The sequence below is a fragment of the Ensifer sp. YR511 genome (assembly GCF_900103045.1).
Taxonomy (GTDB): domain Bacteria; phylum Pseudomonadota; class Alphaproteobacteria; order Rhizobiales; family Rhizobiaceae; genus Ensifer; species Ensifer adhaerens.
This window is the reverse complement of the sequence record NZ_FNGR01000011.1, coordinates 141,866-167,015: the sequence shown is the minus strand read 5'-3', so window position 1 is coordinate 167,015 and position 25,150 is coordinate 141,866. Positions and strand designations below refer to the sequence as shown.

23 protein-coding genes and 1 pseudogene are annotated in these 25,150 nt (G+C 62.2%); 18 read left to right on the top strand and 6 right to left on the bottom strand.

Going from position 1 to position 25,150, the window contains the following annotated elements; translation table 11 throughout:
• Positions 1 to 71 precede the first annotated feature (71 nt).
• Positions 72 to 260 (top strand): hypothetical protein, encoded by a 189-nt coding sequence (locus BLU15_RS19855; protein WP_060521158.1) that lies wholly within the window; start codon positions 72 to 74, stop codon positions 258 to 260.
• A 96-nt stretch (positions 261 to 356) separates the two neighbouring features.
• On the opposite strand, the gene BLU15_RS19850 is transcribed toward BLU15_RS19855, so the two are convergent.
• Positions 357 to 1,334 carry a L,D-transpeptidase family protein gene (locus BLU15_RS19850; RefSeq protein WP_090297346.1) on the bottom strand — a complete coding sequence of 326 codons (978 nt, stop codon included), beginning with the start codon at positions 1,332 to 1,334 and terminating at the stop codon, positions 357 to 359.
• 253 nt (positions 1,335 to 1,587) lie between these two features.
• Between BLU15_RS19850 and BLU15_RS19845 the strand changes: the two genes are divergently transcribed.
• Genes BLU15_RS19845 through BLU15_RS19820 form a run of 6 tightly spaced genes read left to right on the top strand, consistent with a single transcriptional unit; the run spans position 1,588 to position 7,279 of the window.
• Positions 1,588 to 2,610: a LacI family DNA-binding transcriptional regulator gene (locus BLU15_RS19845; protein ID WP_090297342.1), complete on the top strand. Its 1,023-nt coding sequence runs from the start codon at positions 1,588 to 1,590 to the stop codon at positions 2,608 to 2,610.
• A gap of 34 nt (positions 2,611 to 2,644) precedes the next feature.
• Positions 2,645 to 3,601, top strand: coding sequence for a substrate-binding domain-containing protein (locus BLU15_RS19840; protein WP_060521156.1), 957 nt, complete (start codon positions 2,645 to 2,647; stop codon positions 3,599 to 3,601).
• Complete coding sequence (locus BLU15_RS19835; protein WP_034790756.1) at positions 3,601 to 4,404, top strand: ATP-binding cassette domain-containing protein; 804 nt, start codon at positions 3,601 to 3,603, stop codon at positions 4,402 to 4,404. The genes BLU15_RS19840 and BLU15_RS19835 overlap by 1 nt, the downstream gene beginning before the upstream one ends.
• Positions 4,401 to 5,399: an ABC transporter permease gene (locus tag BLU15_RS19830; protein ID WP_060610650.1), complete on the top strand. Its 999-nt coding sequence runs from the start codon at positions 4,401 to 4,403 to the stop codon at positions 5,397 to 5,399. Before BLU15_RS19835 ends, BLU15_RS19830 begins: the two co-directional genes overlap by 4 nt.
• A 5-nt stretch (positions 5,400 to 5,404) precedes the next feature.
• Entirely contained in the window at positions 5,405 to 6,472 is a 1,068-nt protein-coding gene (locus BLU15_RS19825) for a phosphotriesterase family protein (protein ID WP_060610867.1), read from the top strand.
• A gap of 39 nt (positions 6,473 to 6,511) precedes the next feature.
• On the top strand, positions 6,512 to 7,279 hold the full coding sequence (locus BLU15_RS19820) for a glutamine amidotransferase (RefSeq protein WP_090297339.1): 768 nt from the start codon (positions 6,512 to 6,514) through the stop codon (positions 7,277 to 7,279).
• Positions 7,280 to 7,310: 31 nt separating this feature from the next.
• Here BLU15_RS19820 and BLU15_RS19815 read toward each other — a convergent pair whose 3' ends face one another.
• Positions 7,311 to 8,210 (bottom strand): ribokinase, encoded by a 900-nt coding sequence (locus BLU15_RS19815; protein WP_060610860.1) that lies wholly within the window; start codon positions 8,208 to 8,210, stop codon positions 7,311 to 7,313.
• Positions 8,211 to 8,235: 25 nt separating this feature from the next.
• Between BLU15_RS19815 and BLU15_RS19810 the strand changes: the two genes are divergently transcribed.
• The 8 genes from BLU15_RS19810 to BLU15_RS19775 all read left to right on the top strand — a co-directional run bounded on the left by BLU15_RS19810 (position 8,236) and on the right by BLU15_RS19775 (position 15,745).
• A complete protein-coding gene (locus BLU15_RS19810) occupies positions 8,236 to 9,078 on the top strand; it encodes a BtpA/SgcQ family protein (protein ID WP_060521152.1) in 843 nt (280 codons plus the stop codon).
• A gap of 2 nt (positions 9,079 to 9,080) precedes the next feature.
• Positions 9,081 to 9,728: a TenA family protein gene (locus BLU15_RS19805; RefSeq protein ID WP_060582269.1), complete on the top strand. Its 648-nt coding sequence runs from the start codon at positions 9,081 to 9,083 to the stop codon at positions 9,726 to 9,728.
• Positions 9,729 to 9,752: 24 nt separating this feature from the next.
• Complete coding sequence (locus tag BLU15_RS19800) at positions 9,753 to 11,003, top strand: Zn-dependent hydrolase (RefSeq protein WP_090297336.1); 1,251 nt, start codon at positions 9,753 to 9,755, stop codon at positions 11,001 to 11,003.
• Between the two features lie 155 nt (positions 11,004 to 11,158).
• Positions 11,159 to 11,689 (top strand): sigma-70 family RNA polymerase sigma factor, encoded by a 531-nt coding sequence (locus tag BLU15_RS19795; RefSeq protein WP_090297334.1) that lies wholly within the window; start codon positions 11,159 to 11,161, stop codon positions 11,687 to 11,689.
• A complete protein-coding gene (locus tag BLU15_RS19790; RefSeq protein ID WP_060521148.1) occupies positions 11,682 to 12,443 on the top strand; it encodes an anti-sigma factor family protein in 762 nt (253 codons plus the stop codon). Before BLU15_RS19795 ends, BLU15_RS19790 begins: the two co-directional genes overlap by 8 nt.
• Before the next feature lie 10 nt (positions 12,444 to 12,453).
• A complete protein-coding gene (locus BLU15_RS19785) occupies positions 12,454 to 13,170 on the top strand; it encodes a Bax inhibitor-1/YccA family protein (protein WP_034790478.1) in 717 nt (238 codons plus the stop codon).
• A 27-nt stretch (positions 13,171 to 13,197) separates the two neighbouring features.
• Positions 13,198 to 13,764, top strand: a complete 567-nt coding sequence (locus tag BLU15_RS19780; protein WP_090297331.1) for a DUF2076 domain-containing protein — start codon at positions 13,198 to 13,200, stop codon at positions 13,762 to 13,764.
• 400 nt (positions 13,765 to 14,164) lie between these two features.
• Complete coding sequence (locus BLU15_RS19775; protein WP_090297330.1) at positions 14,165 to 15,745, top strand: TerC family protein; 1,581 nt, start codon at positions 14,165 to 14,167, stop codon at positions 15,743 to 15,745.
• A gap of 56 nt (positions 15,746 to 15,801) precedes the next feature.
• Here BLU15_RS19775 and BLU15_RS19770 read toward each other — a convergent pair.
• Positions 15,802 to 16,805 (bottom strand): annotated as a pseudogene (locus BLU15_RS19770) (2Fe-2S iron-sulfur cluster-binding protein).
• 474 nt (positions 16,806 to 17,279) lie between these two features.
• On the opposite strand from BLU15_RS19770, the gene BLU15_RS19765 reads away from it, so the two are divergent.
• Both BLU15_RS19765 and BLU15_RS19760 read left to right on the top strand, forming a co-directional pair.
• The gene (locus tag BLU15_RS19765; RefSeq protein WP_090297327.1) at positions 17,280 to 18,542 is read left to right on the top strand and encodes an efflux RND transporter periplasmic adaptor subunit; all 1,263 of its coding nucleotides are present in this window, start codon (positions 17,280 to 17,282) and stop codon (positions 18,540 to 18,542) included.
• Positions 18,539 to 21,718 carry an efflux RND transporter permease subunit gene (locus tag BLU15_RS19760; protein ID WP_090297325.1) on the top strand — a complete coding sequence of 1,060 codons (3,180 nt, stop codon included), beginning with the start codon at positions 18,539 to 18,541 and terminating at the stop codon, positions 21,716 to 21,718. The genes BLU15_RS19765 and BLU15_RS19760 overlap by 4 nt, the downstream gene beginning before the upstream one ends.
• A gap of 582 nt (positions 21,719 to 22,300) precedes the next feature.
• Here BLU15_RS19760 and BLU15_RS19755 read toward each other — a convergent pair.
• Both BLU15_RS19755 and BLU15_RS19750 read right to left on the bottom strand, forming a co-directional pair.
• A complete protein-coding gene (locus BLU15_RS19755) occupies positions 22,301 to 22,582 on the bottom strand; it encodes a hypothetical protein (protein WP_143034231.1) in 282 nt (93 codons plus the stop codon).
• Positions 22,583 to 22,895: 313 nt separating this feature from the next.
• Positions 22,896 to 23,786, bottom strand: a complete 891-nt coding sequence (locus BLU15_RS19750) for a LysR family transcriptional regulator (RefSeq protein WP_090297319.1) — start codon at positions 23,784 to 23,786, stop codon at positions 22,896 to 22,898.
• 98 nt (positions 23,787 to 23,884) lie between these two features.
• Here BLU15_RS19750 and BLU15_RS19745 point away from each other — a divergent pair, with 98 nt between their 5' ends.
• Positions 23,885 to 24,634, top strand: coding sequence for a sulfite exporter TauE/SafE family protein (locus BLU15_RS19745; protein WP_090297317.1), 750 nt, complete (start codon positions 23,885 to 23,887; stop codon positions 24,632 to 24,634).
• A 168-nt stretch (positions 24,635 to 24,802) separates the two neighbouring features.
• On the opposite strand, the gene BLU15_RS19740 is transcribed toward BLU15_RS19745, so the two are convergent.
• Positions 24,803 to 25,135 carry a DMT family transporter gene (locus BLU15_RS19740; RefSeq protein ID WP_034790543.1) on the bottom strand — a complete coding sequence of 111 codons (333 nt, stop codon included), beginning with the start codon at positions 25,133 to 25,135 and terminating at the stop codon, positions 24,803 to 24,805.
• Between the last annotated feature and the right edge of the window lie 15 nt (positions 25,136 to 25,150).

The window sequence follows — 25,150 nt, the reverse complement described above, 5'->3', positions numbered from 1 at the left end:
GCCGCCAGGAACGCATCCTGGCGGAACCAAACCAGCCTCCAAACGTTGTATTGGGTTAGGGGAGGCACGGAATGAAACACGCGGATGTTCGAACAGTCGCCAACGCCCAGATCAGACATATCTGGGACGTCGCGGATTATTGCCGGCGGACCGGTATTCACAAAACCGAAGAGCAGCGCCTGATCAAGGTGCTCGGTAGACAGGCAACCAGCCACGAGCTCCAGATGAACATCGTGCGCGTTCAGACGCGTATCCGCTGAAGCTTCGACATGGGAATTGCGCGAGCGGTCACCGCATGATCGGTGGCCGGTTTCGACTTCTTGCCCGTTCAGAAATTCCTAAACGTCTTCGCTACCTTAGTCGACGAACTCGACAATCACGCCAGGCTTGACCATCCCCGCCAACTCCTCCGCATCCCAGTTGGTCAGGCGAACGCATCCGTGCGATCCCGACTTGTCGATCATCGACGGCTCCGGCGTGCCGTGAATTCCGTAGGTGGGCTTCGAGAGATCGATCCAGACTGTGCCGACTGGACCGTTCGGACCGCCCGGCAAGGTCAAGATCTTTCGGTTGTCGCCCTGCTTGAAGTTGATCTTGGGATTGTAGACATAGGGCGGCATTCGGGCGACGCCTTTGACCTTGTGCGTTCCCGAAGGAGATGGCGTTTCCCGGCTGCCGATCGTTGCCGGATAGGCTGCGATCAGCGTATCGTCGGCGCCAAGTGCCACGATTTGACCGGTGCGCCGGTGCGCTTCAATGCGCTTGACCGTTCCCTGCGTCGGTGGACCTGGGTTCACAACGGAAACCGTGTCACCGACTGAGAACGCCGAAGTCTGATTGAGCGCCTTGAGAAGATCGATATCCATGTGGAAGCGCTCCGCCAGCTTCTCGGCGACGCTCGTGTATCCGAGCTGAGCCATCTTCGCCAGTTCGGAGTAGTCTTCGGGGATCTCAGCGACCAATCCTTGAGCATCGTCCTCGGAGATGACGTAGGGCTCGACCACCGTCGTCTGGTCCGGCAGTCGCCCGATGACGTCGGCGTCCAATGTTCCGTCAGCGGACAGACCTTGCATGGTCTCGAAGGCGGCGATCGCCTTGGCGACATTCTCACCGGCGAAACCGTCGATCACACCGGGCGACGCCCCCGCCCGATCGAGAAGCACCTGGAGCCTGACGATGGCGGGGTCTGGCTTGTCCGAGGTCTCGGTCGTCCGTTCCAACAATGTGGGCGTAATCGATGCACCGTCGATGGCTTCTGGCTGAAGCGTCTGGGCATTGGCCAGCGCGGCGGGGGATAGCAGCATCAGCGCCGCCAATGGAACCTTGTTTTTCATGATCTCTCAATCGATCAGCCCCTGATTTGTTCCCGCCTCGCGGCGCCAAGATGCTGCTTTCTCAGGTGCGAACGGCATTGACCTTGCGGCCTTTTCGCCGCGGCCAATCGGCCCCAGGCCGAGCCTCGATCCGTGGCCCCATAGGCGCACCGACCTCGTGTCAGAGAAAGTCTCTTGACAGAACACGAAAGTCGAAATCTTATTGTAAAGCGTTTTAGTAAATCGGTTTACAACGGCAGGGGATGGAGCCAAGGTGACCACACGACGCGTCACAGGTCTGAAGGATGTAGCCCGAGCTGCCGGCGTTTCCGTGACAACGGTCTCGCGCCTGCTGAACGGATCGCTCGACCTGCCTTCCGAAACGAAGAAGCGGATCTCGGATGCGATCCGCGACCTCAATTACCAGCCCAACCCGCATGCCCGCCGGCTCAGCCGCGGTCGTTCCGATACGATCGGTCTTGTCGTTCCCGATATCGCCAACCCCTTCTTCGCGACGCTCGTGGCAGCCGTCGAAGAAGAGGCGGATACCCGCGGGCTTGCCGTCTCGCTTTACGCCACCCTGAACCGGGCCGGTCGCGAGGTCGCCTATCTCCAGCTGATCGAACGCAATCACGTCGATGGCCTGATCTTCGTCACCAACCACCCGGACGACGGTCAACTCGCCACGTTGATAAACCGCACCGGCAAAGTCGTGATCGCCGACGAAGACGTTCCCGGCGCGCAGGCGCCCAAGCTCTTCTGCGATAACGAGCTGGGCGGAGCGCTCGCAGGCCGGCATCTGGCGGAATTCGGCCACAGGGATGTGCTGTTCGTCGGCGGCCCGCAAGCGATGATCAGTTCGCGTCGGCGCTCCAACGGTCTTGAGCGGACGCTGCGCGATGCGTTCGGCGAGGATATCCGTCTTTTAAAATACGCCGGTGACTACACCGTGGCCTTCGGTCGGCAGGCGGCGAAGCGCTTCATCGAGGAAGGTCGCCCGGCAACGGCGATCTTCGCCAGCTCGGACGAAATCGCCATCGGCATGATCGAGGTCTTCCGGGACCAGGGGGTGTCGATCCCGGACGATGTTTCGGTCATCGGCTTTGACGACGTCGGCCCGCTCCATCTTTTCGGTCCGCCTATGACCGCCATTCGCCAGCCGGTCCGCGCGATCGGCGGGCGTGCCCTCTCCCTTCTTCTCGAAACAAACTGGCAGGGCAAACAGGCTCTCGTCGAAGAGCTCCTGCCAGTCGAAATCGTCGTGCGGAAATCCGTTGCTCCGCCTGCGAAACGATAAATCACGCAATGGAGAACCAACAGAGGATGAGAACATGAACTGGAATTTGAAACGCAGGACTTTAGTCGCCACGCTTGGTTTCACGGCATTGACGACCCTCGGCGCTGCTCTCTCGCCGGCCCTTGCCGCCGAAAAGACCTTTGCACTCGTGCAAATCAACCAGCAGGCGCTTTTCTTCAATCAGATGAACGAAGGAGCGCAGAAGGCGGCCGACGCTGCCGGCGCGAAGCTCGTCATCTTCAATGCCAACAACGACCCGGCCGCGCAGAACAGTGCGATCGAAACCTACATCCAGCAGAAGGTCGATGGCATCGCCGTCGTCGCAATCGACGTCAACGGCATCATGCCGGCGGTCAACCAGGCAGCCGAAGCCGGGATCCCCGTCGTCGCCATCGATGCGATCCTTCCGGAGGGCCCGCAGAAGGCGCAGATCGGCGTCGACAACGCCACGGCCGGCGCCGACATGGGCAAGTTCTTCCTCGATTACATCAAGGCCAACGCCGATGGCAAAGCCAAGATCGGTGTCGTCGGCGCGCTGAACTCCTTCATTCAGAACGTTCGCCAGGAGGGATTTGAAAAGACCATCAAGGATGTCGACGGTATCAGCTCGGCCGGCGTCGTCGATGGACAGAACGTGCAGGACAACGCACTCGCTGCCGCCGAGAACCTGATTACCGGCAATCCCGACCTGACCGCAATCTATGCGACCGGCGAGCCGGCCCTGATGGGTGCCATCGCCGCGGTCGAAAGCCAGAGCAAGCAGGATAGCGTGAAGGTCTTCGGTTGGGACCTGACGGCCCAGGCGATCGCCGGCATCGACGCCGGCTACGTCACCGCCGTGATCCAGCAGGATCCGGCTGCCATGGGTGCCGCTGCCGTCGACGCCTTGAAGAAGGTCTCCGACGGCGGCAGCGTCGAAAAGACCATCGCCGTGCCGGTAACGATCGTCACCAAGGACAACGTCGAGCCATATCGGGCGATCTTCAAATGATGACGACTGAAAGACAGCATCCTCCCGCTGTCGCTGGTGTCGGGGGGGCTTTGCCCTCCCGCACCGGTGTCAGCCCCCGCGTGTCCCTCAAAGGGATCGTCAAGACGTTCGGATCGCACCAGGCGCTGCGTGGCGTCGACCTCGACATCTATCCTGGCGAGTGCCTTGGCCTCGTCGGCGACAACGCCGCCGGCAAATCGACGCTGACCAAGGTCATCTCGGGCACCTACATTCCCGATGGCGGGACCATTACGCTGGAAGGCGAAGAGGTTCGGTTCTCAGGACCTGCGGACGCCCGTAACCGCAATATCGAAATGGTCTTTCAGGACCTGAGCCTTTGCGACCACATCGATGTGGTCGGCAATCTTTTCCTCGGTCGAGAAATCAGCAAAGGGCCATTCCTCGATACGAGGACCATGCTCGAGGAAGCACGCAAGATGCTCGATGCGCTGGAAATCCGCATTCCGCGTCTGACCGGCAAGGTCGCTCAGCTCTCGGGCGGACAGCGTCAGGCGATCGCGATCGCGCGCGCCGCTTCGTTCAATCCGAAAGTCCTGATCATGGACGAGCCCACCTCGGCGCTCGCCGTGGCGGAGGTCGAAGCCGTGCTCGCGCTGATCAACCGCGTCAAGGCAAAGGGCGTCTCGGTCATCCTGATCACGCACCGTCTCCAGGACCTGTTCCGTGTCTGCGACCGCATTGCCGTGATGTACGAAGGCACCAAGGTCGCCGAGCGCGAAATCGGCAAGACCAACCTGGAAGACCTCGTCAAGCTGATCGTCGGGGAAGGAGCCAAGCAATGACGGCCTATACCGAACGTGCGAAAGGCTCGCCGGCGGCAGACTTCCTTTCGGAAAACGCCCAGGTCCTGTCGATCGCCTTTTTCTTCCTGGCCTGCGTCGTCTTTTTCGCGGCCACGACCGATACCTTCATGACGCTCGGCAACATTCTGAACGTCATCCGCCAGGCAGCGCCGATTCTCATCGTCGCCGTTGCGATGACGCTCGTCATCATCACCGGCGGCATCGACCTCTCTGTCGGCTCGCAGGTCGCCCTGGTCAATGCGGTTGCGGCCATTGTCTTGGCCATGGGCTATCCTTGGCCTCTCGTCGTCGTTGCGATGCTCTTCTTCGGCGCCTTTCTCGGCTTCGTGCAGGGATGGTTCACCGCCTATCAGGGTATTCCGGCGTTCATCGTCACACTTGCCGGCCTGTCGATCCTGCGCGGCTTGGCGCTCTATCTGACGCAAGGGTACTCGATCCCGATCAAGGACGCTCCCGGCTTCTTCATGCTCGGCCGCGGCGAATTGCTGGGCATTCCGATGCCTGCGCTTATCGCGGTTGCGGTCGCGGTCGCCGGTTATGTCGTCATATCCTCCACCAAATACGGCCGCCAGGTCGTCGCCGTCGGGTCCAACATGGAAGCGGCTCGCCGCGTCGGCATGCCGGCGAAATGGGTGATCGCCTCGGTCTATATGATCGCCGGCGTTGCCTGCGCCCTTGCTGGCCTATTGATCGCCGCGCGCCTCGGCTCCGGCTCTTCGAATGCGGCCGTCGGCTTCGAGCTTCAGGTTATCGCCGCCGTAGTGCTGGGCGGGACATCGCTGATGGGGGGGCGCGGCACGATCCTCGGGACCGTGCTCGGCACGATGACAATTGCGGTCATCGGCAACGGCCTGATCCTCATGCATATCTCGCCGTTCTTCACGCAGATTGTTACCGGAGCGATCATTCTCGTTGCGATCTGGCTCAACACCCGGATCTTCACCGCCAACTTTCGCTTTGGCGGCAAGAGATGACCGTCATGAGCAAGGAGCTGTCAGAAGGACATGTGCGGTCCGGCAAGGTGATGACGGTGAACGGCGCGATCGACGCGGATCAACTCGGCATCACACTGATGCACGAGCATATCCTCAACGATTGCCGCTGCTGGTGGAACGCACCGCAAACGAAGGAGCGTCAGTATCTCGCCGAAGGCTTCGTCTGCATGGAGATCCTCGGCGAACTGCGCCAGGACCCCTTCGTTAACAAGCACAACATTACGCTCGACGACGAACCCTTGGCTATCGCCGAATTGCAGGCTTTCGCGACCGCAGGCGGCCGTACAGTCGTCGAACCCACCTGCAATGGCATCGGTCGAAACCCGCTCGCCTTACGGCGCATCTCCAAGGCGACGGGTCTCAATATCGTGATGGGGGCCGGATACTATCTTGCATCCTCGCATCCGGCCGAGGTCGCCGACATGAGCGTCGACCAGATCGCCGACGGCATCGTCCGCGAGGCCAAAGACGGTGTTGACGGCACAGGCGTGAAAATCGGACTGATCGGCGAGATCGGCGTCTCCTCCGATTTCACTCCGGCCGAGGAGAAGTCCCTGCGTGGGGCCGCCCGGGCGCAGGTCCGGACCGGTTTGCCGCTGATGGTGCACCTGCCGGGCTGGTTCCGGCTCGGCCATCGGGTGCTCGATGTCGTCGCCGAGGAAGGGGCGGATCTGCGCCACACCGTGCTTTGTCACATGAACCCGTCCCACGACGATTTCGCCTATCAAAGCGAGCTCGCCGAACGCGGTGCGTTCATCGAATACGACATGATCGGCATGGACTTCTTCTATGCCGATCAACAGGTACAGTGCCCGAGCGACGAAGAGGCAGCACGAGCGATCGCCAGGCTGGTGGACGCCGGGCACATGGACCGCATCCTGCTCTCGCACGATGTGTTCCTGAAGATGATGCTCAGCCACTACGGAGGCAACGGCTATGCCTACGTCCTGCGCCACTTCCTGCCGCGTCTCAAACGACACGGGCTGGAGGACGGCGCGCTCGACAGAATGATGCGGGACAACCCCCGCTCGGTATTCCAAACCGGGGCCTGATATCGGCTCCCAACGCAATTCAAGACAGACGGATAGACCATGACAAAGAAAGTGCTTCTCGTCGGCGAGAGCTGGGTAAGCTCCGCCACCCACTACAAGGGTTTCGACCAGTTCGGCAGCGTGACCTTCCATCTGGGCGCGGAACCGCTCGTCAAGGTGCTCAAGGACAGCGAGTTCGAGCTGACCTACATGACCGCACACGACGCCGTGGACCAGTTCCCCTATGAAATGGCAGGCCTCGACCAATACGATGCGATCATTCTGTCGGATATCGGCGCCAACTCGCTGTTGCTGCCGCCGGCCGTATGGCTGCATTCGCGCACCGTTCCGAACCGATTGAAGCTCATCAAGGCCTGGGTCGAAAAGGGCGGAGCGCTGCTGATGGTCGGCGGCTACTTCTCCTTCCAGGGTATCGACGGTAAGGCGCGCTGGCGCCGCACGGCTGTCGAAGACACGCTTCCGGTGACGTGCCTTCCCTATGACGACCGCGTCGAGATTCCCGAGGGCGCGGTTGCCGACGTCGTCAAGCCGGACCATCCGACCATGGCGGGGCTTTCGGGCAGCTGGCCGTTGCTTCTCGGCGTCAATGAAGTGGAGGTTCGCGATGGAGCCGAGGTCGTCGCCCGGCTCCCGGAAGATCAGGGCGGACACCCGTTGCTCGTCCTTGGCGGCTTCGGCAAGGGGCGCACCGCCGCCTGGACGTCCGATATCGGCCCCCACTGGCTGTCGCCGGCATTCTGCGAGTGGGAAGGCTACGGCCGCCTCTGGAAGAACATCCTTGGGTGGATGACAGAAACGGCGCGCTAACCGCAGCGAGGAGCGCGCGCTGAGGAGAGCCTCAGCGCGCGGCCAGGATCGCTTGCAACTGCTCGATCGACGGAAACGCCGAACGGGTTCCGGGACGGCTTACAGTGATGGCGGCGGCGCGCGTTGCATGTTCGATCGCGGTGCGATCGAGGCGAGTGCCACGAAGTGCGGCGGATGCGAGCGCCACCGCCATGAACGTGTCGCCGGCGCCTGTCGTGTCGACGACGTCGCATTCGACGGCGCCGATCCGGACACTGCTTTCGGCGGTGACGAGCATGGCTCCGTCGCCGCCGAAGGTCAGGACGACTTCGCGAACGCCGGCCGCAAGTAGCTTGCGGGCAGCCTCTTCGCCGCTGGTACCGGTCATTGCCTGCGCCTCACCCTGGTTGAGGAAAGCAATGTCAACCAAGGGCCACAGGGTGCTGAAATAAGGACGCAAGGGAGACGGATTGAAGGCGGTGATCATGTGGCGGGCGCGCGCAGCTTCAAGGACACCGCGCGTCGTTTCGTCCGACAGGTTTCCCTGGAGCACAGCAAGGTCGCCGGGAACCGCGTCGGCCAGCGCTGCCACGGCGTCGGCAAGCGTGAGGTTCTGGGCAGAGTCGGTGGTCGTGATGTTGACGTTTTCTCCATCCGGCGTGGTCAGCACGATCGAGAAGTCGGTGGACTTGCCGAGGACCGGCACAAGTCTGCTGACCACCGGTTCGCTTGCCAGATGCTGGCGGATCATGTCGGCGCGAAAGCCGTCGCCGAAGGCTGCGACAAGGCTCGTCGGCAGGCCGGTGCGGGCCATGACAACAGCCTGGTTCGCGCCCTTGCCACCGAGGTCCCGTGACCGCTGGCTACCGTGGATCGATGCGCCCGCGGCCGGCATTTCCGACACGGCGATGGTCTCGTCCACCGTCACATTACCGATTACGTAAGCGTGCATGAACATACCTTCGAAAGGGAGAGAAATGCAGGAAATATCTGACAAGTCCACAAGCGCCATAAGGGAAATATTTGGGACTGACAAGGTTCTGATCGGCATGATCCATTGCCCGGCCTTCCCCGGTGCGCCGCGCTATCGGGGTGCCGATATGTCTGTTATCTACGATGCCTGCATGCGTGACGCCGAGGCGTTGGTCGAGGGTGGCCTGCATGGCCTGATGATCGAAAATCATGGCGACGTGCCGTTCTCCAAGCCGGAAGATATCGGCCACGAAACGGCAGCCTTCATGTCGGTCGTCACCGACCGGATCGCACGGGCGACAGGTGTGCCGCTCGGCATCAACGTCCTTGCCAATGCGCCGATCCCGGCCTTTGCCATCGCCATGGCGGGCGGCGCCAAGTTCATTCGTGTCAACCAGTGGGCCAACGCCTACGTCGCCAACGAAGGCTTCATGGAGGGGCGGGCCGCAGAAGCGATGCGCTACCGCTCATTGCTGCGTGCCGAGCACATCAAGGTCTTTGCCGACAGCCATGTGAAGCACGGTGCCCACGCCATCGTGGCCGATCGCTCGATCCAGGAACTGACGCGCGACCTCGCCTTCTTCGACGCCGACGGTGTGATCGCCACCGGTCAGCGCACCGGCAATACGGCAACCATCGAGGAGATCGAGGAGATCGGCTCGGCTACGCACCTGCCGCTTCTGGTCGGCTCGGGCGTGACCAAGGACAACATCGTCGAAATCCTCAGGCGCACCAACGGCGTGATCGTCGCCTCGTCTCTGAAGCAAGGCGGGGTCTGGTGGAACCCGGTCGATATCGAGCGGGTTAAGGCTTTCCGTGCCGCTGCCGAACCCGCGCTGGAGGCATGACGATGGCGGCTGAAACGCTTTCGGAACAGATCCTGCGGGAAAACGCCACCGTCTTCGAAGCCATGGTCAACCATCGCTTCGTCGAGGACATCGTGATGGAGCGCCTGTCCCCGCAGGTTTTCGAACGCTATCTCGTCTATGAGGGGGCCTTCGTCGAAACCGCGATCTCGATCTTCGCCTTTGCGGCGGCGAAGGCCGAGACGATCGAACAGAAGCGCTGGTTGATTGCCGTTCTGGATGCGCTCGCCAACCAGCAGATCGCCTACTTCGAACGGATTTTTGCCGAACGCAATATCGATCCCGGCACCTATGATCTCAATGTTGCCGAGGTCGAGGCTTTCCGAACGGGTATGCTGGACATCGCCCGCAACGGCGGTTTCCTCGATACCGTCGCTGCGATGTTTGCGGCCGAGTGGATGTACTGGATCTGGTCGAAAAGGGCCGCCCGTTCATCGTTTGCCGATCCACATTTGAAGGAATGGGTCGAAATGCACGCCGATGATGAGTTTGCGGCTCAGGCGAAGTGGCTGAAGCAAGAACTCGACGTAGCCGGCGACGCGCTCGAGGCTTCCGAGCGCAAACGCCTGAGCGCTATCTTCGGGCGAGCGCAGCAACTGGAAATCGCCTTTCATGACGCAGCCTACGTCTGATCAAGGCGACATTTGGGAACGACCATGACCTCTCGCACCACAGTGGACGGCAAGCGCCTGCTCAAGCGTCTTGATGACTTCGCAAAAATCGGCGGGACGCCGGCCGGGGGCGTCAACCGGCAGGCTTTGTCGGTGGAAGATCGGGGCTCCCGCCGGCTGCTAGCGGAACTCGCGCTTGCGCGCGGTTTCCGCGTCTTCCAGGATCCGATGGCAAACCTGTTCATCCGGCGGGAGGGCCTTTTTCCTCAAAGGCCGCCGTTCGTGATCGGCAGCCACCTCGACAGCCAGCCGACCGGCGGGCGCTTTGACGGAGCGCTCGGCACCCTGGCGGCCTTTGAGGTGATGGAAAGTCTCGAAGATGCCGGCATCGAGACTGATTTTCCGCTTGAGGTCGTTGCCTGGACGAACGAGGAAGGAAGCCGCTTTGCCCCCGGCACGATGGGATCGATGGCTTTTGCCGCCGGTGCCATCCCCGAGGCCTGGTCCGATCTTCGCGGCCGCGACGGAGCCTTGTTCGTCGATGAGTTGGAGGCAACATTGAAAGCCCTGCCGGAAGCCGAAATGCGCCCGCTCGGCTTCCCGGTCACCGGCTACCTTGAGCTTCATATCGAACAGGGCCCGTCGCTCGAACGGGAGAACATACCGGTTGGCATCGTCTATGGCATCCAGGGCACGCGGTGGCTGGAGGTCAGGATCGATGGGCAGGCAGCGCATGCGGGCACGACGGCGCTCGAATTCCGTCGCGACCCGATGGCCGCGGCCGTTACCGCGCTTGAACCACTGTATAGGAGCGCCATGCCGGGCGACCCGCGCGCACGCTTTACCGTCGGCCGCTTCGCAGTCGAACCAGGTTCGGTGAACTCGATTCCGGGGTCGGTCACGTTCACCGTCGATCTGCGCCACCCGGAGACCAACGCCATCGACGACCTGGAAGAGCGGGTCCGGCAGGCATGTGACAACGCCTCCAAGGCGAACGGTTGCCAGAGCACAACGCGGCAAATCTTCGACATGCCGCCGGCCCTCTTTTCAGACGACCTGCTCACCTGCCTCGATCGCGCTGCCGCATCGCTCGGACTGACAACCAGGCGTATGCTCTCCGGCGCCTTCCACGATGCCTTGTTCGTCAGTCGTGTCGCGCCGGCAGCCATGATCTTCGTGCCTTGCCGCGATGGGCTTAGCCACAACGAAGCGGAATATGTCGAGCCCGCGCATTCCATCGAAGGTGCCCGTATGCTGCTTGCCGCGACCCTCGAAGCGTTTGCTGCGAGCGCATAGAGCGGGCGCGGGTGCGGCTCGCCGCCTTTGTAGCCAGCGCAGGCGCGCTTCGGTGATGCCAGCGGGCATGCGCTCCGAAACTGCTGCATCCGGATGGATAATATTTTTTTCGTCGACGATGGATGAGAAATCGCATCGGCTCCGTATATGCGGGTATGGAATCGAAAAAAGGCGCTTTCGACGTTATTGGGCAGCTGGCCGCGCTGCGGCGCTACGCGCGTTCGCTTGCGCGCAATTCGCCCGACGCAGAAGATCTCGTTCATGATGCTTTGGTGAGAGCCTACGAGCGGCGCTCGACGTTCCGGTCGGGAGCGAACCTTCGAAACTGGCTCTTTGCCATCGTTCGCAACGCCCATATCGACCGCGTACGATCGGTAATATCGCGCGGCCAGCGTGACAGCCAGACGGCGCAGGAAGCCGTATCATCCTACCCGGCCCACCAGGAACACAGCGTCCGGCTCGCTCAGGTTCGCGAGGCGTTCATGCTGCTGCCGGAGGAGCAGCGCGAAGCCCTACATCTGGTTGCTGTCGAAGATCTCTCCTACCAGGAGGCCGCCGACATACTCGACATCCCCGTCGGGACCTTGATGTCGCGCGTCCACCGTGCACGAGCAGCGCTCAGAGATTTCGAAAGCGGACGGAGGAAGCCTAACCATCTGAAGCTTGTCGGAGGCGACAATGACTGACGTCGATACGATTACCGATGGCGATCTCGACGCCTACATCGACAATCAGCTCGACGCGACCGGTCGGCTGCGGGTCGAGACCTGGCTTGCCAGGAATCCGGATGCGGCGGCGCGCGTCATGGCCGACCTCGGCATGCGCACCACGCTCAAACTGGCGATGACGTCGGATGTCGTTGCCGGTCGTCCTGAGACGCGCGAGGCGGCCCGGCGCCTTTCTTCTGGGCTTGCGAATGCGCGCGTTTGGAACGCGCTGCAAAAGGTTGCGGCGGTCGGCTTAATGGTGTCGGTCGGGTGGATTGCCCATTCGGCGGTCGGCCCGAGCGAAGTCAATGCCTCGGCCCATCCGCCGGCTTTCGTGGAGCACGCCATCCGCGCCCATCAGACCTCGGTCGTAAGGGCTGGAATGCCGTCGCAGCCTGAGGTTCAGACCTATGACCGGGACGACATTCGTGCCGCGACCGCCATCGTCATGCCGGAGCTCCCGAAGGGCTGGAACGTCGTCGATGTCCAGGTGTTCCCCTCGGAATTCGGACCCAGCGTCGAGATGAGCGTCAAGACCGACGCGGGCACGGTCATTTCACTTTTCGCCGGCAGGCCCGGTCGTTTCGCGGTCGAACCCGTGAAGGACCTCAACCTTTCCAATGCCGAGGCTGCCTGGTGGCAGGTCGGCGAGGTTGCCTATGCCGTCGTTTCAAGCACGCCGGGCATCGGCCTCAGCGACGAGGCCGAGCTTCTCAAGAACTCACTTTACTGAGGAAACCTTCATGTATCAGAACCAGAACCGCTTCGGCGGCATGAGTCAGGCTTCGGCCGCCGCCCTCGACGAGGGCCTTCGCCAGCACATGCTGCGCGTCTTCAACTATATGGGCCTCGGCCTCGTCGTGACGGGCCTTGTCGCCTTCATCGTCGGCACCACGCCGGCGCTTTACGTGCCGATCTTCTCCACGCCGCTGAAATGGGTGGTGATGCTGGCGCCGCTCGCCTTCGTCTTCTTCTTTTCCTTCAAGATGCATTCGATGTCGGCATCCTCGGCACAGATGACCTTCTGGGCCTTCTGCGCCGTTATGGGCCTGTCGCTCGCTTCGGTCTTCCTGGTCTTCACCGGCGCCAGCATCGCCCGCACATTCTTCATCGCCGCTACCATGTTCGGAGCGACGAGCCTCTACGGCTATGTGACGAAGCGGGACCTCGCGAAGTTCGGTTCGTTCATGATCATGGGTCTGATCGGCGTGATGATCGCCTCGATCGTCAACATCTTCCTCGGTTCCAGCGCCCTTCAGTTTGCCGTCTCGGTGATCGGCATCGTCGTCTTCGTCGGTCTGACCGCCTGGGACACGCAGAACATCAAGGAGCAGTATGCCGACAACTTCGACCAGGAATCCCAGCAGAAGCTGGCGGTCTTCGGCGCTCTCTCGCTCTACCTGAACTTCGTCAACATCTTCCAGCTGCTGCTGAATTTCACCGGCCAGCGCGAAGAGTAACAGTCGCCGATATCAAGGACATATCTTATGGATCGCAATGATCAACAGGCCATAGACGGCCTGTTCTCCAAGCTCGCCCAGGCGGAGCGCCAATCCGCTCCGCGCGACGCGGAAGCCGACCGCTTCATTCAAGAGCGGATCGGCCAGCAGCCGGGCGCGCCCTATTACATGGCGCAGACGATCGTCGTACAGGAACAGGCACTGGAGGCGGCTCAACGCCGTATCGAAGAACTGGAAGCGCACACCGCACAAAGCCAGCAGCGCGCCGGCTTCTTCTCCTCGATGTTCGGCAGCAACGCTGCCCCTCAGCGCCCGGCGCCACAACAGGCCGGGTATGGCCGTGCGGCCCCGAGCTCGCCATGGGGCAACCAGAGCCAGGCTTACGGCCAGCCGATGCAACAGCGCACCGGCGGCGGCTTCCTCGCGGGCGCCGCGCAGACCGCAATGGGCGTCGCCGGTGGCGTCCTGCTCGGCAATGCGATTGCCGGCATGTTGGGTGGTAACGAGGCCCAGGCCGCTCAACCAGCCGCCCCTGCCCCGGAGCCGGAAGCGCCCGTTGACGACATGGATTTCGGCGGCGACGAAGATATTTGACGCCGCTTTTGGCTTCCGGGGACCATCCCCTCCCCCGGAAGCCAGCCTTCCCTCAGAGCCAACCCTTTCTCATGATCCCAGCTGCACCAAGCCCACCGCCTGTCCCCCATCCGGTCACGACGACCCGCCACCTTGTCGGTCGCGCAGGATGGGCGGAGTTCGGCTTGCTGTTTGCCGCCCGCTCCATGGCCTATCCGACAAGGCGGACCACGCGGCATGCCTGACGACGCCGACCCTGACCAACGTTCATCAGACCCTACAAGCGCGGCTCCGCTGAAGCGGTTTCGCGGTCACCTACTTTGCGCCCGCAACCGTCGACCAGACGGGCGGGCGACGCTTTTTCTTTTCCCATCAACAATAGAAGGATTGGCCTTGCCTTGAGGGCTGGCCTTTAAACCCAATGATGTTCGAATGGATGTCTGATCCGGCCGCCTGGGCGGGTCTCGCCACCCTCATCGTTCTCGAGATCGTGCTCGGTATCGACAACCTCGTCTTCATCGCCATCCTCGCGGACAAGCTTCCAGAGCATCAACGGGAAAGAGCCCGACTGATCGGCCTCGGACTGGCGCTGGGCATGCGTCTCGTCCTGCTTGCCTCGATCGCCTGGATCGTGACGCTGACCACTCCGTTGTTCACAGTGCTCGGCGCTGAGATCTCCGGCCGCGACCTGATCCTTCTGTTCGGCGGCCTGTTCCTTCTGTTCAAGGGGACGATGGAGCTACACGAGCGCCTCGAGGGCCATGCCGGTCACAAGGAAGGCAAGGTGGAGCATGCGGTCTTCTGGCAGGTCCTCGTGCAGATCGTCGTCCTCGATGCCGTCTTCTCGCTGGACAGCGTCATCACCGCCGTCGGGATGGTTCAGCATCTCTCCGTGATGATGATCGCGGTCATTGTCGCCGTCGGCGTGATGCTGCTTGCGTCCAAACCACTGATGGCCTTCGTGTCGAAACACCCGACCGTCGTCATCCTCTGCCTCGGCTTCCTGATGATGATCGGCTTCTCCTTGATCGTCGAAGGGTTCGGTTTCCATATCCCCAAGGGCTACCTCTATGCGGCGATCGGCTTCTCGGTGCTGATCGAGGCCTTCAACCAGATCGGACGCCGCAACCGCGAACGCTTCATGACGACGGGTGACTTGCGCGAGCGTACGGCAAATGCCGTTCTCTCCCTCCTCGGTCGACGCAAGAGCGAGACGTCGCTCGGCGAAACGGCCGATGTCATCGCGGAGCGGGCGACGGAGGACGAACTGTTCACGCCGGTGGAGCACGAGATGATCGAAGGCGTACTGACACTTGCAGAGCGCCCGGCAAAATCGGTCATGACCCCGAGGCTTTATGTCGAGTGGCTGGATATCGAGGAGAGTGACGACGAGTTGCGCCGCAAAATCATCGAAACAGGTCATTCGCGCTTCCCGATCGGACGCGGCAATCTCGATGAGTTCCTGGGCGTCGCGCTGGCGAAAGACCTGTTGAGAGACCTGCTCGAGACCGGCAAGATCGACTTCAGCCGATCGCTTCGCCAGCCCCTGGTCGTGCATGAAACCGTCAGCGCGCTGCGCCTGCTTGAGCAGTTGCGCCAGTCTCCCCTTCAGGTCGCGATCGTCCTTGACGAATATGGCTCGATGGAAGGCCTGGTGACACCAACAGACCTGCTCGAAGCCATCGCCGGCGACTTTGCCGACGATGATGATGATCAGTTGACGGTCGAGCGCGAGGAAGACGGAGCGCTCCTCGTCGACGGGTGGATCGATATCCGGCATGTCTCAAAACTGCTGGAGGTCGATCTCGTGGATGAGGCCGACCGCTACTCCACACTGGCAGGCCTCGTTCTTTGGCGCCTCGGACACCTGCCGAACCAGGGCGAAAGCGTCAGCTTTGGTGGCCTGACCTATGAAGTCGTCGCCTTGGATGGCCGCAACGTCGACAAGGTCAGGATCCGAAGGCCGCAGATGGAGGAACTGACGGGCGCCCAGTTTCGCTGAGCTTCCGCCAGGCTGAGATGAAGCAGTTGCGCCGCCGATTTTGCGCCCGAGAGCGGCTATTCCACCGGCTCGGGCGTGAAAAACACGTCGGCATGCATGTCTGAGCGGTTCAGGCCGCGCGCAAACGCAACCTCCATTGCCGCATCCACCATCGGCGGCGGGCCGGCGACATAGGCTTTCCATCCGTCGAGGTCAGACAGATCCTCGGCCACAGCCTCCGTCACGAATCCACGACGGTACCCTGCCGAATCGGCCTCCGACAAGACGGGCCTGAAGACGAAATTGGCGTGCCACTCGGCGAGCGCGCGGAAATGATCGACGAGATAGAGATCGCGTTCGCTGCGTGCGCCGAAGTAGAGATGGATCGGCTGCTTCAGGCCGTGGGCAAGGGCGGTTTCGACGATCGATTTGATCGGTGCGAGGCCGGAGCCGCCGGCGATGCACAGGATCGGGCCGGAGTGGTTCTCTCGCAGATAGGAGGATCCCATCGGGTATTCGAGCGTCACCTTGTCCCCGGCCTTCAGAGCGCCGTGCACATATTGCGAGGTCGCTCCGCCGACCACGTGGCGAATGTGGAACTCCACCCGGCCGTCGCCATGCCGGTTGGCCATGGAATAGCTGCGGGCGAGGACCCCATCGAAACTGACCTGCGCATATTGTCCAGCGACGAAACGAGAGCTGCCCCCATCTTCCGCATCGATGCGCACCAGCTTGATGTCGTGCGTGAGGTCCTCCAGATGCGTAACGATGCCGCTTAGCCGTTGGGGCGTTTGGACGGCATCTTCTTCGCCGCCTCCAAGCCATGCCACGGCGGAGTTCGTTACCGGAAGCGCCCGGCAGGCAAGGATGAGACCGCCGGCTTTCTCCTCATCGGTGAGGGCGAAGGGCGAAGCTCCACCTCGCCTTCGATCAGCCGAGACTTGCAAGCGCCGCACCGCCCGGATCTGCAGCCATGGGGGTAAGGAAGCTTGGCGGCGAGCGCAGCATCGAGAATGGTCTGGTCGGCGTGCACTTCGAGGTTTGTTCGTGCCGATCGTATGTCTATGCGTTTGACGGTCATATCAAATGTTTCCTCACAGAGTTCGAATTCTCTCGCGGGCCGGTTCCTGACGGCGGCAAGCGAAAATGCCCTCAGGCTGCGGCTTCCAGCGCTGGTAAGGTCAAGGGGTATCGGATCACCGCCGACGTTCTCAGTTTCGGAGATTGGAATGCGACGGCGAACCTGGACCGATCGCCTAGTGGGACCCTCGGCGCGACCACACGAATGACGGTGGCGTGGCGCCCCAGCAAAGAGCACAGATCAGTCGTGGTCGGCGGCCCCCCGCCTGAGTGCCAGCCGCGGGGAATACACAAGACGAAAATCCAGATTTTCCAATCTCTTCTCGGCAGAACCTGATCATTCGGATCAGGGTGAGCGAAAGAAGTTTCAGGAGGTCTTGACCTTTCCATCGTTGGAAACCGCACCTTCGCGAAGAACTGATCGCTGCCGTGGCCGCCCCGGCCGCAAGCGTGAACAAAATGAAGGTGAACGAGAATGAGTAAAAAGGCCGCCGCCCTGTTCCTAGCCGGTATCGCAACCGTTGGAGGGCTTGCGCTTGCCGACGGCGATGGAATGGGAACCTTCGCCAGTCGGCTTCTTGGGCTTGCCTCCTCGACCAGTGCGTCGGAGGCAGTCGCGGCGACCGGAAACACGGGTGCGCCCATGCCCAAGGTTCCGGTCGCCGAGGTCATCACGCGCGAGGTTGCGCCAGCCGTAGAGTTCACGGGCCACTTCGAGGCGGCAAAATCCGTTGAACTGCGTCCGCGTGTCGGCGGCGCCATCGACAGGGTGAGTGTTCCCGAAGGCGCTCTCGTCAAACCGGAACAGGTCCTGTTCCAGATCGATCCGCGACCGTTCCAAGTCGCCCTGGACGCCGCCAAGGCGCGCTTGAAACAGGCGATCGTTCTTCTCGATCACGCCGACATCGCGTTCCGCCGCGCCAAATCCCTGGCTCCGAACGGGACCGTGTCGCGCAAGACCTATGACGATGCCGAGGCAGTGCGGCGCCAACGGCAGGCCGAGGTCGAAATCGCCAAGGCGGCAGTGGCTGCGGCAGAGCTTGATCTCTCCTTCACGCGCGTCGCAGCCCCGATTGGCGGGCGGGTCGATCGTGTCCGGGTGACCGAGGGCAACCTTGTTTCAGGCGGCAATGCGGGTGCCGCCACGCTCCTCACCACCATCGTCTCGACGGACCCGCTCCACGTCTACTTCGACATCGACGAAGCGACGTTTCTCGATTTTGGCGGGCGAGCGCGTCCTGACAATGGAGAAGGCGGAACCGAGAAGTTGCCGGTCGGGATTGGCCTCATGACGGATGCCGGTTTCCCCCATGCCGGCGTGCTCGACTTCATCAGCAACCAGGTCGAACGCAGCACCGGCACGATCCGGGCCCGCGCGATCGTCCGGAATCCGGACGGACTGCTGGCCCCGGGTCTCTTTGCTCGGGTGAACCTTGTGACGGCCCAGCCAGCCCGCACCGTTCTGATCGACGATCAGGCGATCGGTACCGACCAGGGTCGCCGCTATGTGCTGACGCTGGGCTCGGGGAACAAGGCCGAGTACCGGCCGATCGAACTCGGTCCGATGATCGACGGCTTGCGTGTTGTCGCAAGCGGTCTCAGGCCGGGTGAGAAGATCATTCTCAAGGGCCTCGTGCGCCCTGGTATGGAGGTTGACCCGCAGACGGTTTCGATGGTGTCGGGCGAAGCGGCCAAAGGTGACTTAGCGGCCGCCGCTTCGCAGGAGGCGCGTCGATGAACATTCCACGCTTTTTCGTCGACCGCCCCATCTTTGCGGTCGTTCTCTCCGTATTGATGCTGATCGGCGGTGGCCTGACCCTCCTAAAGCTGCCGCTCAGCGAATATCCCCAGGTGACGCCGCCGACCGTGCAGGTGACCGCAAGCTATCCGGGTGCCAGCCCCGAAGTGATCGCCGAAACGGTTGCGGCTCCGCTGGAGCAGGTGATCAACGGCGTCGAGAACATGCTCTACATGAGCTCGCAGGCCGCAACTGACGGGCGCATGACGCTGACGGTGACCTTTCAGCAGGGCACCGATCCCGACATGGCGCAGATCCAGGTTCAGAACCGGGTTTCGCGCGCGCTTCCGCGTCTGCCGCAGGAAGTTCAGCGCATCGGTGTCGTGACGCAGAAGACCTCGCCCGATATCCTGATGGTCGTGCATCTGGTTTCGCCCGATGACCGCTACGATCCTCTCTACCTATCGAACTTCGCGACGCTGCAGGTCCGCTACCAGCTCGCGCGCCTGTCGGGTGTGGGTGACGTGCTCGTCTGGGGAGCCGGCGAATACTCCATGCGGGTCTGGCTCGATCCGGCCAAGGTCGCGGCGCGCGAATTGACCGCTTCCGACGTGGTTGCTGCAATCCAGGAGCAGAACGCTCAGGTGGCCGCCGGCTCCGTCGGCCAGCAACCGGATGCCTCGGCAGCGCTGCAGGTCACGGTCAACACGCTCGGCAGGCTATCCAACGAAGAGCAGTTCGGCGCCATCGTCGTCAAGACCGGCGCCGATGGCCAGGTCACCCGGCTGCGCGACATTGCCCGCATCGAGTTGGGCGCCGACTCCTATGCGCTGCGCAGTCTTCTTGACGGCAAGCCGGCGCTGGCGCTGCAGATCATCCAAAGCCCCGGCGCCAACGCGCTCGACGTGGCGAGTTCCATTCGCGCCACGATGGAAGACCTGCAGAAAGGCTTTCCTGAGGGCATAGAGTATCGCATCGCCTACGATCCCACCGTCTTCGTGAAGGCCTCGCTGGAGGCCGTGGTGATGACGCTACTTGAAGCGATCGTGCTGGTCGTCATCGTGGTCGTGCTTTTTCTTCAGACCTGGCGCGCGTCGATCATCCCGCTGGTTGCCGTGCCGATCTCCTTGGTCGGCACATTCGCGCTGATGTACATGTTCGGCTTTTCGCTCAACACGCTGTCGCTGTTCGGCCTGGTCCTCTCGATCGGGATCGTGGTCGACGACGCGATCGTCGTCGTCGAAAACGTCGAGCGTCACATCGCGCTTGGCGAAACGCCGAAGGAAGCGGCGCGCAAGGCCATGGACGAGGTGACCGGGCCGATCATTGCGATCACGTCCGTGCTCTCGGCCGTGTTCATTCCGTCAGCGTTCCTATCCGGCCTGCAAGGCGAGTTCTATCGTCAGTTCGCCTTGACGATCGCAATCTCGACGATCCTGTCCGCGGTCAACTCCCTGACGCTTTCCCCGGCGCTAGCCGGCGTGCTTCTGAAGCCGCACCACGGCGAGGTGAAGCGCGATCTCCTGACGCGCGTGATAGACGGCCTGTTCGGCTGGTTCTTCCGGCTCTTCAACCGGTTCTTCGAGCGCGCTTCGAACGCCTATGTCTGGTCCGTCCGCCGTGCCGTCAGGTTCAGCGCGCTCGTCCTTCTCGTCTACGCTGGCCTGGTCGCCACGACATGGCTGGGCTTCCAGACCGTGCCGAACGGCTTTGTCCCGGCGCAGGACAAATACTACCTTGTCGGCATCGCCCAATTGCCGACGGGAGCCTCGCTTGACCGGACCGAGGCGGTCGTCAAGAGGATGTCGGAGATAGCCCTCGCGGAACCGGGCGTCGAAAGCGTCGTCGCTTTTCCGGGGCTTTCGGTCAACGGCATGGTCAATATTCCCAATGCCGCTGTCATCTTCACGATGTTGAAGCCCTTCGACGAACGGAAGGATCCCTCCTTGTCCGCATTCGCGATCGCAGGTCGCCTGATGGGTAAGTTCAGCCAGATACCCGACGGTTTTGCCGGCATCTTCCCGCCGCCGCCCGTCCCGGGTCTCGGTACGACCGGCGGTTTCAAGTTCCAGGTCGAGGACAGGGCCGGGCTCGGCTTTGCGGCGCTTGCCGAAGCGCAGGGCGCGATTATGGGCAAGGCGATGCAGACGCCGGAGCTTGCCGGAATGCTTGCAAGCTTTCAGGTGAATGCGCCGCAGGTGCAGGTGGACATCGACCGGGTGAAAGCCAAGTCTCAAGGAGTGCCGCTCAACACCATCTTCGAAACGCTGCAGGTCAACCTCGGTTCTCTCTACGCCAACGATTTCAACCGCTTCGGCCGGACCTATCGCGTGGTGGTCCAGGCAGACGCGCCATTCCGCATGCAGCCGGAAGACATTGGCCGGCTGAAGGTGCGCAACGCGGCGGGCGCGATGATACCTTTGTCGGCGCTGTTGACGGTCAAGCACAGTTCGGGACCGGATCGCGTCATGCATTACAACAGCTTCCCGTCGGCCGATATCAGCGGCGGTCCGGCGCCCGGCTATTCGTTCGGCCAAGCAACCGCGGCCATAGAACGGATCGCGGCGGAGACGCTGCCACCCGGCATGACCTTCGAATGGACGGAGCTCGCCTATCAGGAAAAGCAGGCCGGAAACACTGCGATGTACATTTTCCCTCTGTCTGTCCTGCTGGCGTTTCTCATTCTCGCCGCCCAGTACAACAGCTGGTCTTTGCCGTTCGCCGTGTTGCTGATCGCGCCGATGGCGCTGCTTTCCGCAATCGCAGGCGTCTGGTTCACCGGCGGCGACAACAACATCTTCACGCAGATCGGCTTTGTCGTTCTCGTGGGGCTCGCGGCCAAGAATGCGATCCTGATCGTCGAGTTCGCGCGAGCGAAAGAGGATGAAGGCGCCGATCCTCTGTCCGCCGTGCTTGAGGCGGCCCGCCTTCGACTCAGACCGATCCTGATGACGTCGCTTGCCTTTATCGCAGGCGTCGTTCCGCTGGTGATTGCTAAAGGTGCTGGCGCAGAGATGCGCCACGTCATGGGCATCGCCGTCTTTGCCGGCATGCTCGGCGTTACCTTGTTCGGCCTCGTATTGACGCCGGTATTCTATGTTCTGGTGCGGAAGTTGGCGATCCGGCGGGAAAAAGGCCGAATCCCTGAAGGGGCGTCGCTGGAACAGCGAGCCTAAACCAACCATAACCATCGCACGCGGTCATGTCGGGAAGCCAGATGGCCACGTGCGATGCCTCCCGTCCGAAGGCAAATCCGATCGGCCTGGCGAACTGAGCGCAAGTGCAAATAGTCGTCAGGTTTGCCGGCTAGGGCGCACCTCGTTTCCAGTCGCAAACCGCAGGGCTCACGCAAACGTGCAAGGACGTGACCGGCAAAGGATTGCATCGGGTCGAAACCCTGCTAACACCCGGCTCCTCAAGCACCGCGTTGGAAGATCAGCAAGCGGTCGACGTCGGAATTTCGAGTGGGGCACTGCTTTGCCTGGCGCTCTTCGTTGATCCCGACCGACCTCTCTCCCATATGCGACGAGCCCGGCCTCTCCTCCCGGCGGGCTCGACAACAACGACCCAGGAAGAATAAAAATGAACAATAATGGACGCCTATCGGGCAACTCCTTCGCTGCGCATAACCTCCGCGATCGCCTGGCGGCCGACGGTCTCGCCTATCTGGTCGCGCTGATGCCCGTATTCCTGTTGCTCTGATAAGCTCGACTGCCGCGTTTCAGGACGCCTGTCGTGGACGCGCTCTGTTCGCGGCCTCAAAGCCACCTTCGGCGCAAGAAAGATCCCCATTCGGCTTCAATTCTCAGCTTTCGGAGGCGATCGCCGCTTGTGACGTGCGCGGCGTAGGAATTGGTAAAGGTGACGAGCAGGATGCGCGCCATCTTCGGATCCCCTTCGGTTCGCTCAAGTTCGTCGGCGATCTCTCGGTAGAGAGCTTCGCTCGACGTGGGCTCGGCGATACGCCGTTCCGCCATCTCCAGCATCCGTTCGACAAAGGCGAGATCGATCACATAGGCCGGCATCGATTTTCCGATCATGATGATGCCCCGCTACCTGCAGAAGAGGTCCGGCATGGTGTCTCGTGCGTGGGAACGCACGGGCGGTCCGTCTGAGAGAAGGTGGGAGTCCGGGGCGTGTCCTGTCCTGTTCGGAAAAGTATCATGCTCCATCTCCTTCTCACGCTATAGGCCCGGAAAGGATCGGGCCGAACGATATCCCTATGGGAGCCCAACCGCCAAAGGCGCGAAGAGTTCCAAGGGAAAATCAATTTTTGCGATCAAAGGCCGCCTTCGCGCGACGACGCCAAACGCATGGAACGGAGCGCGTGAGGCTACCGGCGCGTTTCTAAGGTCAATGCGAACCGCTCGAGCCCAGATGCTCGAACAGGTCTCGCGCCGGCGGGGACAGTTCCTCTTCCGCGCGCACGCAGACGGACAGCCGCCGCGTCGCCCAGTCATCAGCAAGGCGCACGAACGCGGTCTTGGCAGATCTGCCGCCGCGCCGTGCCGCCGTCTCCGGCATGATGGCAAGGCCGACACCCGCCGAAACCATGTGACACATGCCTTCGAAGCTACGCATGCGGGAGCGCATCTTCAGCGTCAGCCCCAATCTCCGAGCTTGTGCATCGATATGGCTCTGCAATGCGCCATCGGCCAGGCCGACGAAAGGCTGGTCCGCAATCTCGGCGAAGAGTGCCCGCCTGCGTGCCGCGAATACGTGATCGCGTGGGATGACGACGACGAGCCGGTCGACGGCAAAGGGACGCAGTTGCAGGCCGCCAGTATCGACCGCGTCCGAAAGAATGCCGATCTCCACGAGGTCGGCGGCGACTGCTCTCGCAATCTCGATGCTTTGCCGTTCCTTCAGATCGACGTCGATCCGCGGATGCGCCGTCATCCAGGCGCCGAGCCGCTGTGGCAGAAACTCTGTGAGTGCGGCCGTGTTCACCGCAAGCCGGATTGTAGCTCGAAGGCCATCGGCGTGTTCACCAAGCTCGCCGCGCATCCGCGCCATCTGGCGCAGGATCAGCCGGGCGTGATGCGCGAGCGCTTCTCCGGCCGGCGTCGGCCGCACCCCGCGGCGACCACGTTCGAGCAGCTTGACTTTACCGATCATCTCCATGTCGCGCAGACGTTCACTTGCCGCCGGCAACGAAAGCCCGGCATCCGCAGCACCATGGGTCATGCTGCCGGCATCCACCACGGCAAGAAACAGACGAAGGTCGATAAGATCGAAACGCATGCAAAGGAGGCTAACGGAAAAACAGCCTTCGGACCAGCCGAAGTCTGACTGCGGATGATCCGCATTGTGCCGATGCGGGTATACGCTATGCCGATGGCATGTTCGATCTTGCTCCGTCCCTCGTCGTTGCGATTGCCGCAACTTTCTTCGCCGCCGGCATCCTCAAGGGCGTCACCGGCATGGGGTTGCCGACCCTGGCGATGGGCGTGCTCGGTACGCTCATCTCTCCACTTGCGGCCGCCAGCCTGTTGATTGCCCCGTCCTTCGTGACAAATGTCTGGCAGCTTCTCGCGGGCCCGAGCTTCGGCGCGCTTGCGCTCCGGCTTTGGCCGATGATGCTGGCGATCGTTCTTGGCACGCTCAGCGGTTCTTCGGTGCTTGCCGGTGGCAGCACCGCGCTCACGACGGGCGCGCTTGGTGCGGCCCTCCTTCTCTACGCCGCCTTCACGCTCTTTGCGCGCCAGCTTCGCGTTCCGGCGAAGTGGGAGCCGTGGCTGTCTCCCGTGGTCGGCGCGGCAACCGGGATCGTCACGGGCGCAACCGGCGTCTTCGTCATCCCGGCCGTGCCCTATCTGCAGGCGCTAGGTCTTGAACGGGACGAACTGGTGCAGGCGCTCGGCCTCTCCTTCACCGTCTCCACAGTCGCCCTCACCGCCGGGCTCGTCTGGCAGGGCGCTTTCGAGGCCGACAATCTGCTCTTCTCCGGCCTCGCGATTGCGCCGGCGCTCGCCGGCATGTGGGCGGGGCAAGTCGTTCGCAACCGTGTCGACCCGCCCGTATTCCGGCGCTGGTTCCTCATCAGTCTGCTCGTCCTCGGCGCCGAAATGCTTGCGCGGCCGCTTCTGTAGGTCCTCGCCCAGTCCGTGGTTTGGTCATCTTGGGACGGAAAACTGCCGCTACGGGACCCATTACGCAAGACGCGGATCGCGCTGGCTGACGTTCCCAAGAGCTTTGCTGAGGAACATCGATCAATAAATTGAAGAAACTACGTTTTAATGCCGACTCCGGCCCGGAATTCAGGCCGGCACGATCTTCAGCGCGATGACACCGCCGGCGATCACCAGCATTGCGGTCGCCCGCGAGACTGTGATGGTTTCTCCGAAAAGCAGCACACCGCAGAGCACGGAACCGACGGCGCCGATGCCGGTCCAGACCGCGTAGGCTGTTCCAAGCGGCAAGGTCTTGAGCGCCTGGGTGAGCAGGGACAGAAAGATCACCAGGGCAACGATCGAGACCAGCGTCCAGGACAGGCGGCTGTAACCGTTCGAGAACTTGGTGCTGACGGCCCAGGCGACGTCTGCAACGCCGGATAGCACGAGGTAGATCCAGGCAAGCGATGTGGATGACATGGCAATTCTCCAGGG

Bases quoted from the DNA above. Each gene is read 5' to 3' on its own strand.
- BLU15_RS19855 (WP_060521158.1), top strand. From the start codon at position 72: ATGAAACACGCGGATGTTCGAACAGTCGCCAACGCCCAGATCAGACAT.
- BLU15_RS19850 (WP_090297346.1), bottom strand. From the start codon at position 1,334: ATGAAAAACAAGGTTCCATTGGCGGCGCTGATGCTGCTATCCCCCGCC.
- BLU15_RS19840 (WP_060521156.1), top strand. From the start codon at position 2,645: ATGAACTGGAATTTGAAACGCAGGACTTTAGTCGCCACGCTTGGTTTC.
- BLU15_RS19835 (WP_034790756.1), top strand. From the start codon at position 3,601: ATGACGACTGAAAGACAGCATCCTCCCGCTGTCGCTGGTGTCGGGGGG.
- BLU15_RS19830 (WP_060610650.1), top strand. From the start codon at position 4,401: ATGACGGCCTATACCGAACGTGCGAAAGGCTCGCCGGCGGCAGACTTC.
- BLU15_RS19825 (WP_060610867.1), top strand. From the start codon at position 5,405: ATGAGCAAGGAGCTGTCAGAAGGACATGTGCGGTCCGGCAAGGTGATG.
- BLU15_RS19820 (WP_090297339.1), top strand. From the start codon at position 6,512: ATGACAAAGAAAGTGCTTCTCGTCGGCGAGAGCTGGGTAAGCTCCGCC.
- BLU15_RS19815 (WP_060610860.1), bottom strand. From the start codon at position 8,210: ATGCACGCTTACGTAATCGGTAATGTGACGGTGGACGAGACCATCGCC.
- BLU15_RS19810 (WP_060521152.1), top strand. From the start codon at position 8,236: ATGCAGGAAATATCTGACAAGTCCACAAGCGCCATAAGGGAAATATTT.
- BLU15_RS19805 (WP_060582269.1), top strand. From the start codon at position 9,081: ATGGCGGCTGAAACGCTTTCGGAACAGATCCTGCGGGAAAACGCCACC.
- BLU15_RS19800 (WP_090297336.1), top strand. From the start codon at position 9,753: ATGACCTCTCGCACCACAGTGGACGGCAAGCGCCTGCTCAAGCGTCTT.
- BLU15_RS19795 (WP_090297334.1), top strand. From the start codon at position 11,159: ATGGAATCGAAAAAAGGCGCTTTCGACGTTATTGGGCAGCTGGCCGCG.
- BLU15_RS19790 (WP_060521148.1), top strand. From the start codon at position 11,682: ATGACTGACGTCGATACGATTACCGATGGCGATCTCGACGCCTACATC.
- BLU15_RS19785 (WP_034790478.1), top strand. From the start codon at position 12,454: ATGTATCAGAACCAGAACCGCTTCGGCGGCATGAGTCAGGCTTCGGCC.
- BLU15_RS19780 (WP_090297331.1), top strand. From the start codon at position 13,198: ATGGATCGCAATGATCAACAGGCCATAGACGGCCTGTTCTCCAAGCTC.
- BLU15_RS19775 (WP_090297330.1), top strand. From the start codon at position 14,165: ATGATGTTCGAATGGATGTCTGATCCGGCCGCCTGGGCGGGTCTCGCC.
- BLU15_RS19765 (WP_090297327.1), top strand. From the start codon at position 17,280: ATGAGTAAAAAGGCCGCCGCCCTGTTCCTAGCCGGTATCGCAACCGTT.
- BLU15_RS19760 (WP_090297325.1), top strand. From the start codon at position 18,539: ATGAACATTCCACGCTTTTTCGTCGACCGCCCCATCTTTGCGGTCGTT.
- BLU15_RS19755 (WP_143034231.1), bottom strand. From the start codon at position 22,582: ATGATCGGAAAATCGATGCCGGCCTATGTGATCGATCTCGCCTTTGTC.
- BLU15_RS19750 (WP_090297319.1), bottom strand. From the start codon at position 23,786: ATGCGTTTCGATCTTATCGACCTTCGTCTGTTTCTTGCCGTGGTGGAT.
- BLU15_RS19745 (WP_090297317.1), top strand. From the start codon at position 23,885: ATGTTCGATCTTGCTCCGTCCCTCGTCGTTGCGATTGCCGCAACTTTC.
- BLU15_RS19740 (WP_034790543.1), bottom strand. From the start codon at position 25,135: ATGTCATCCACATCGCTTGCCTGGATCTACCTCGTGCTATCCGGCGTT.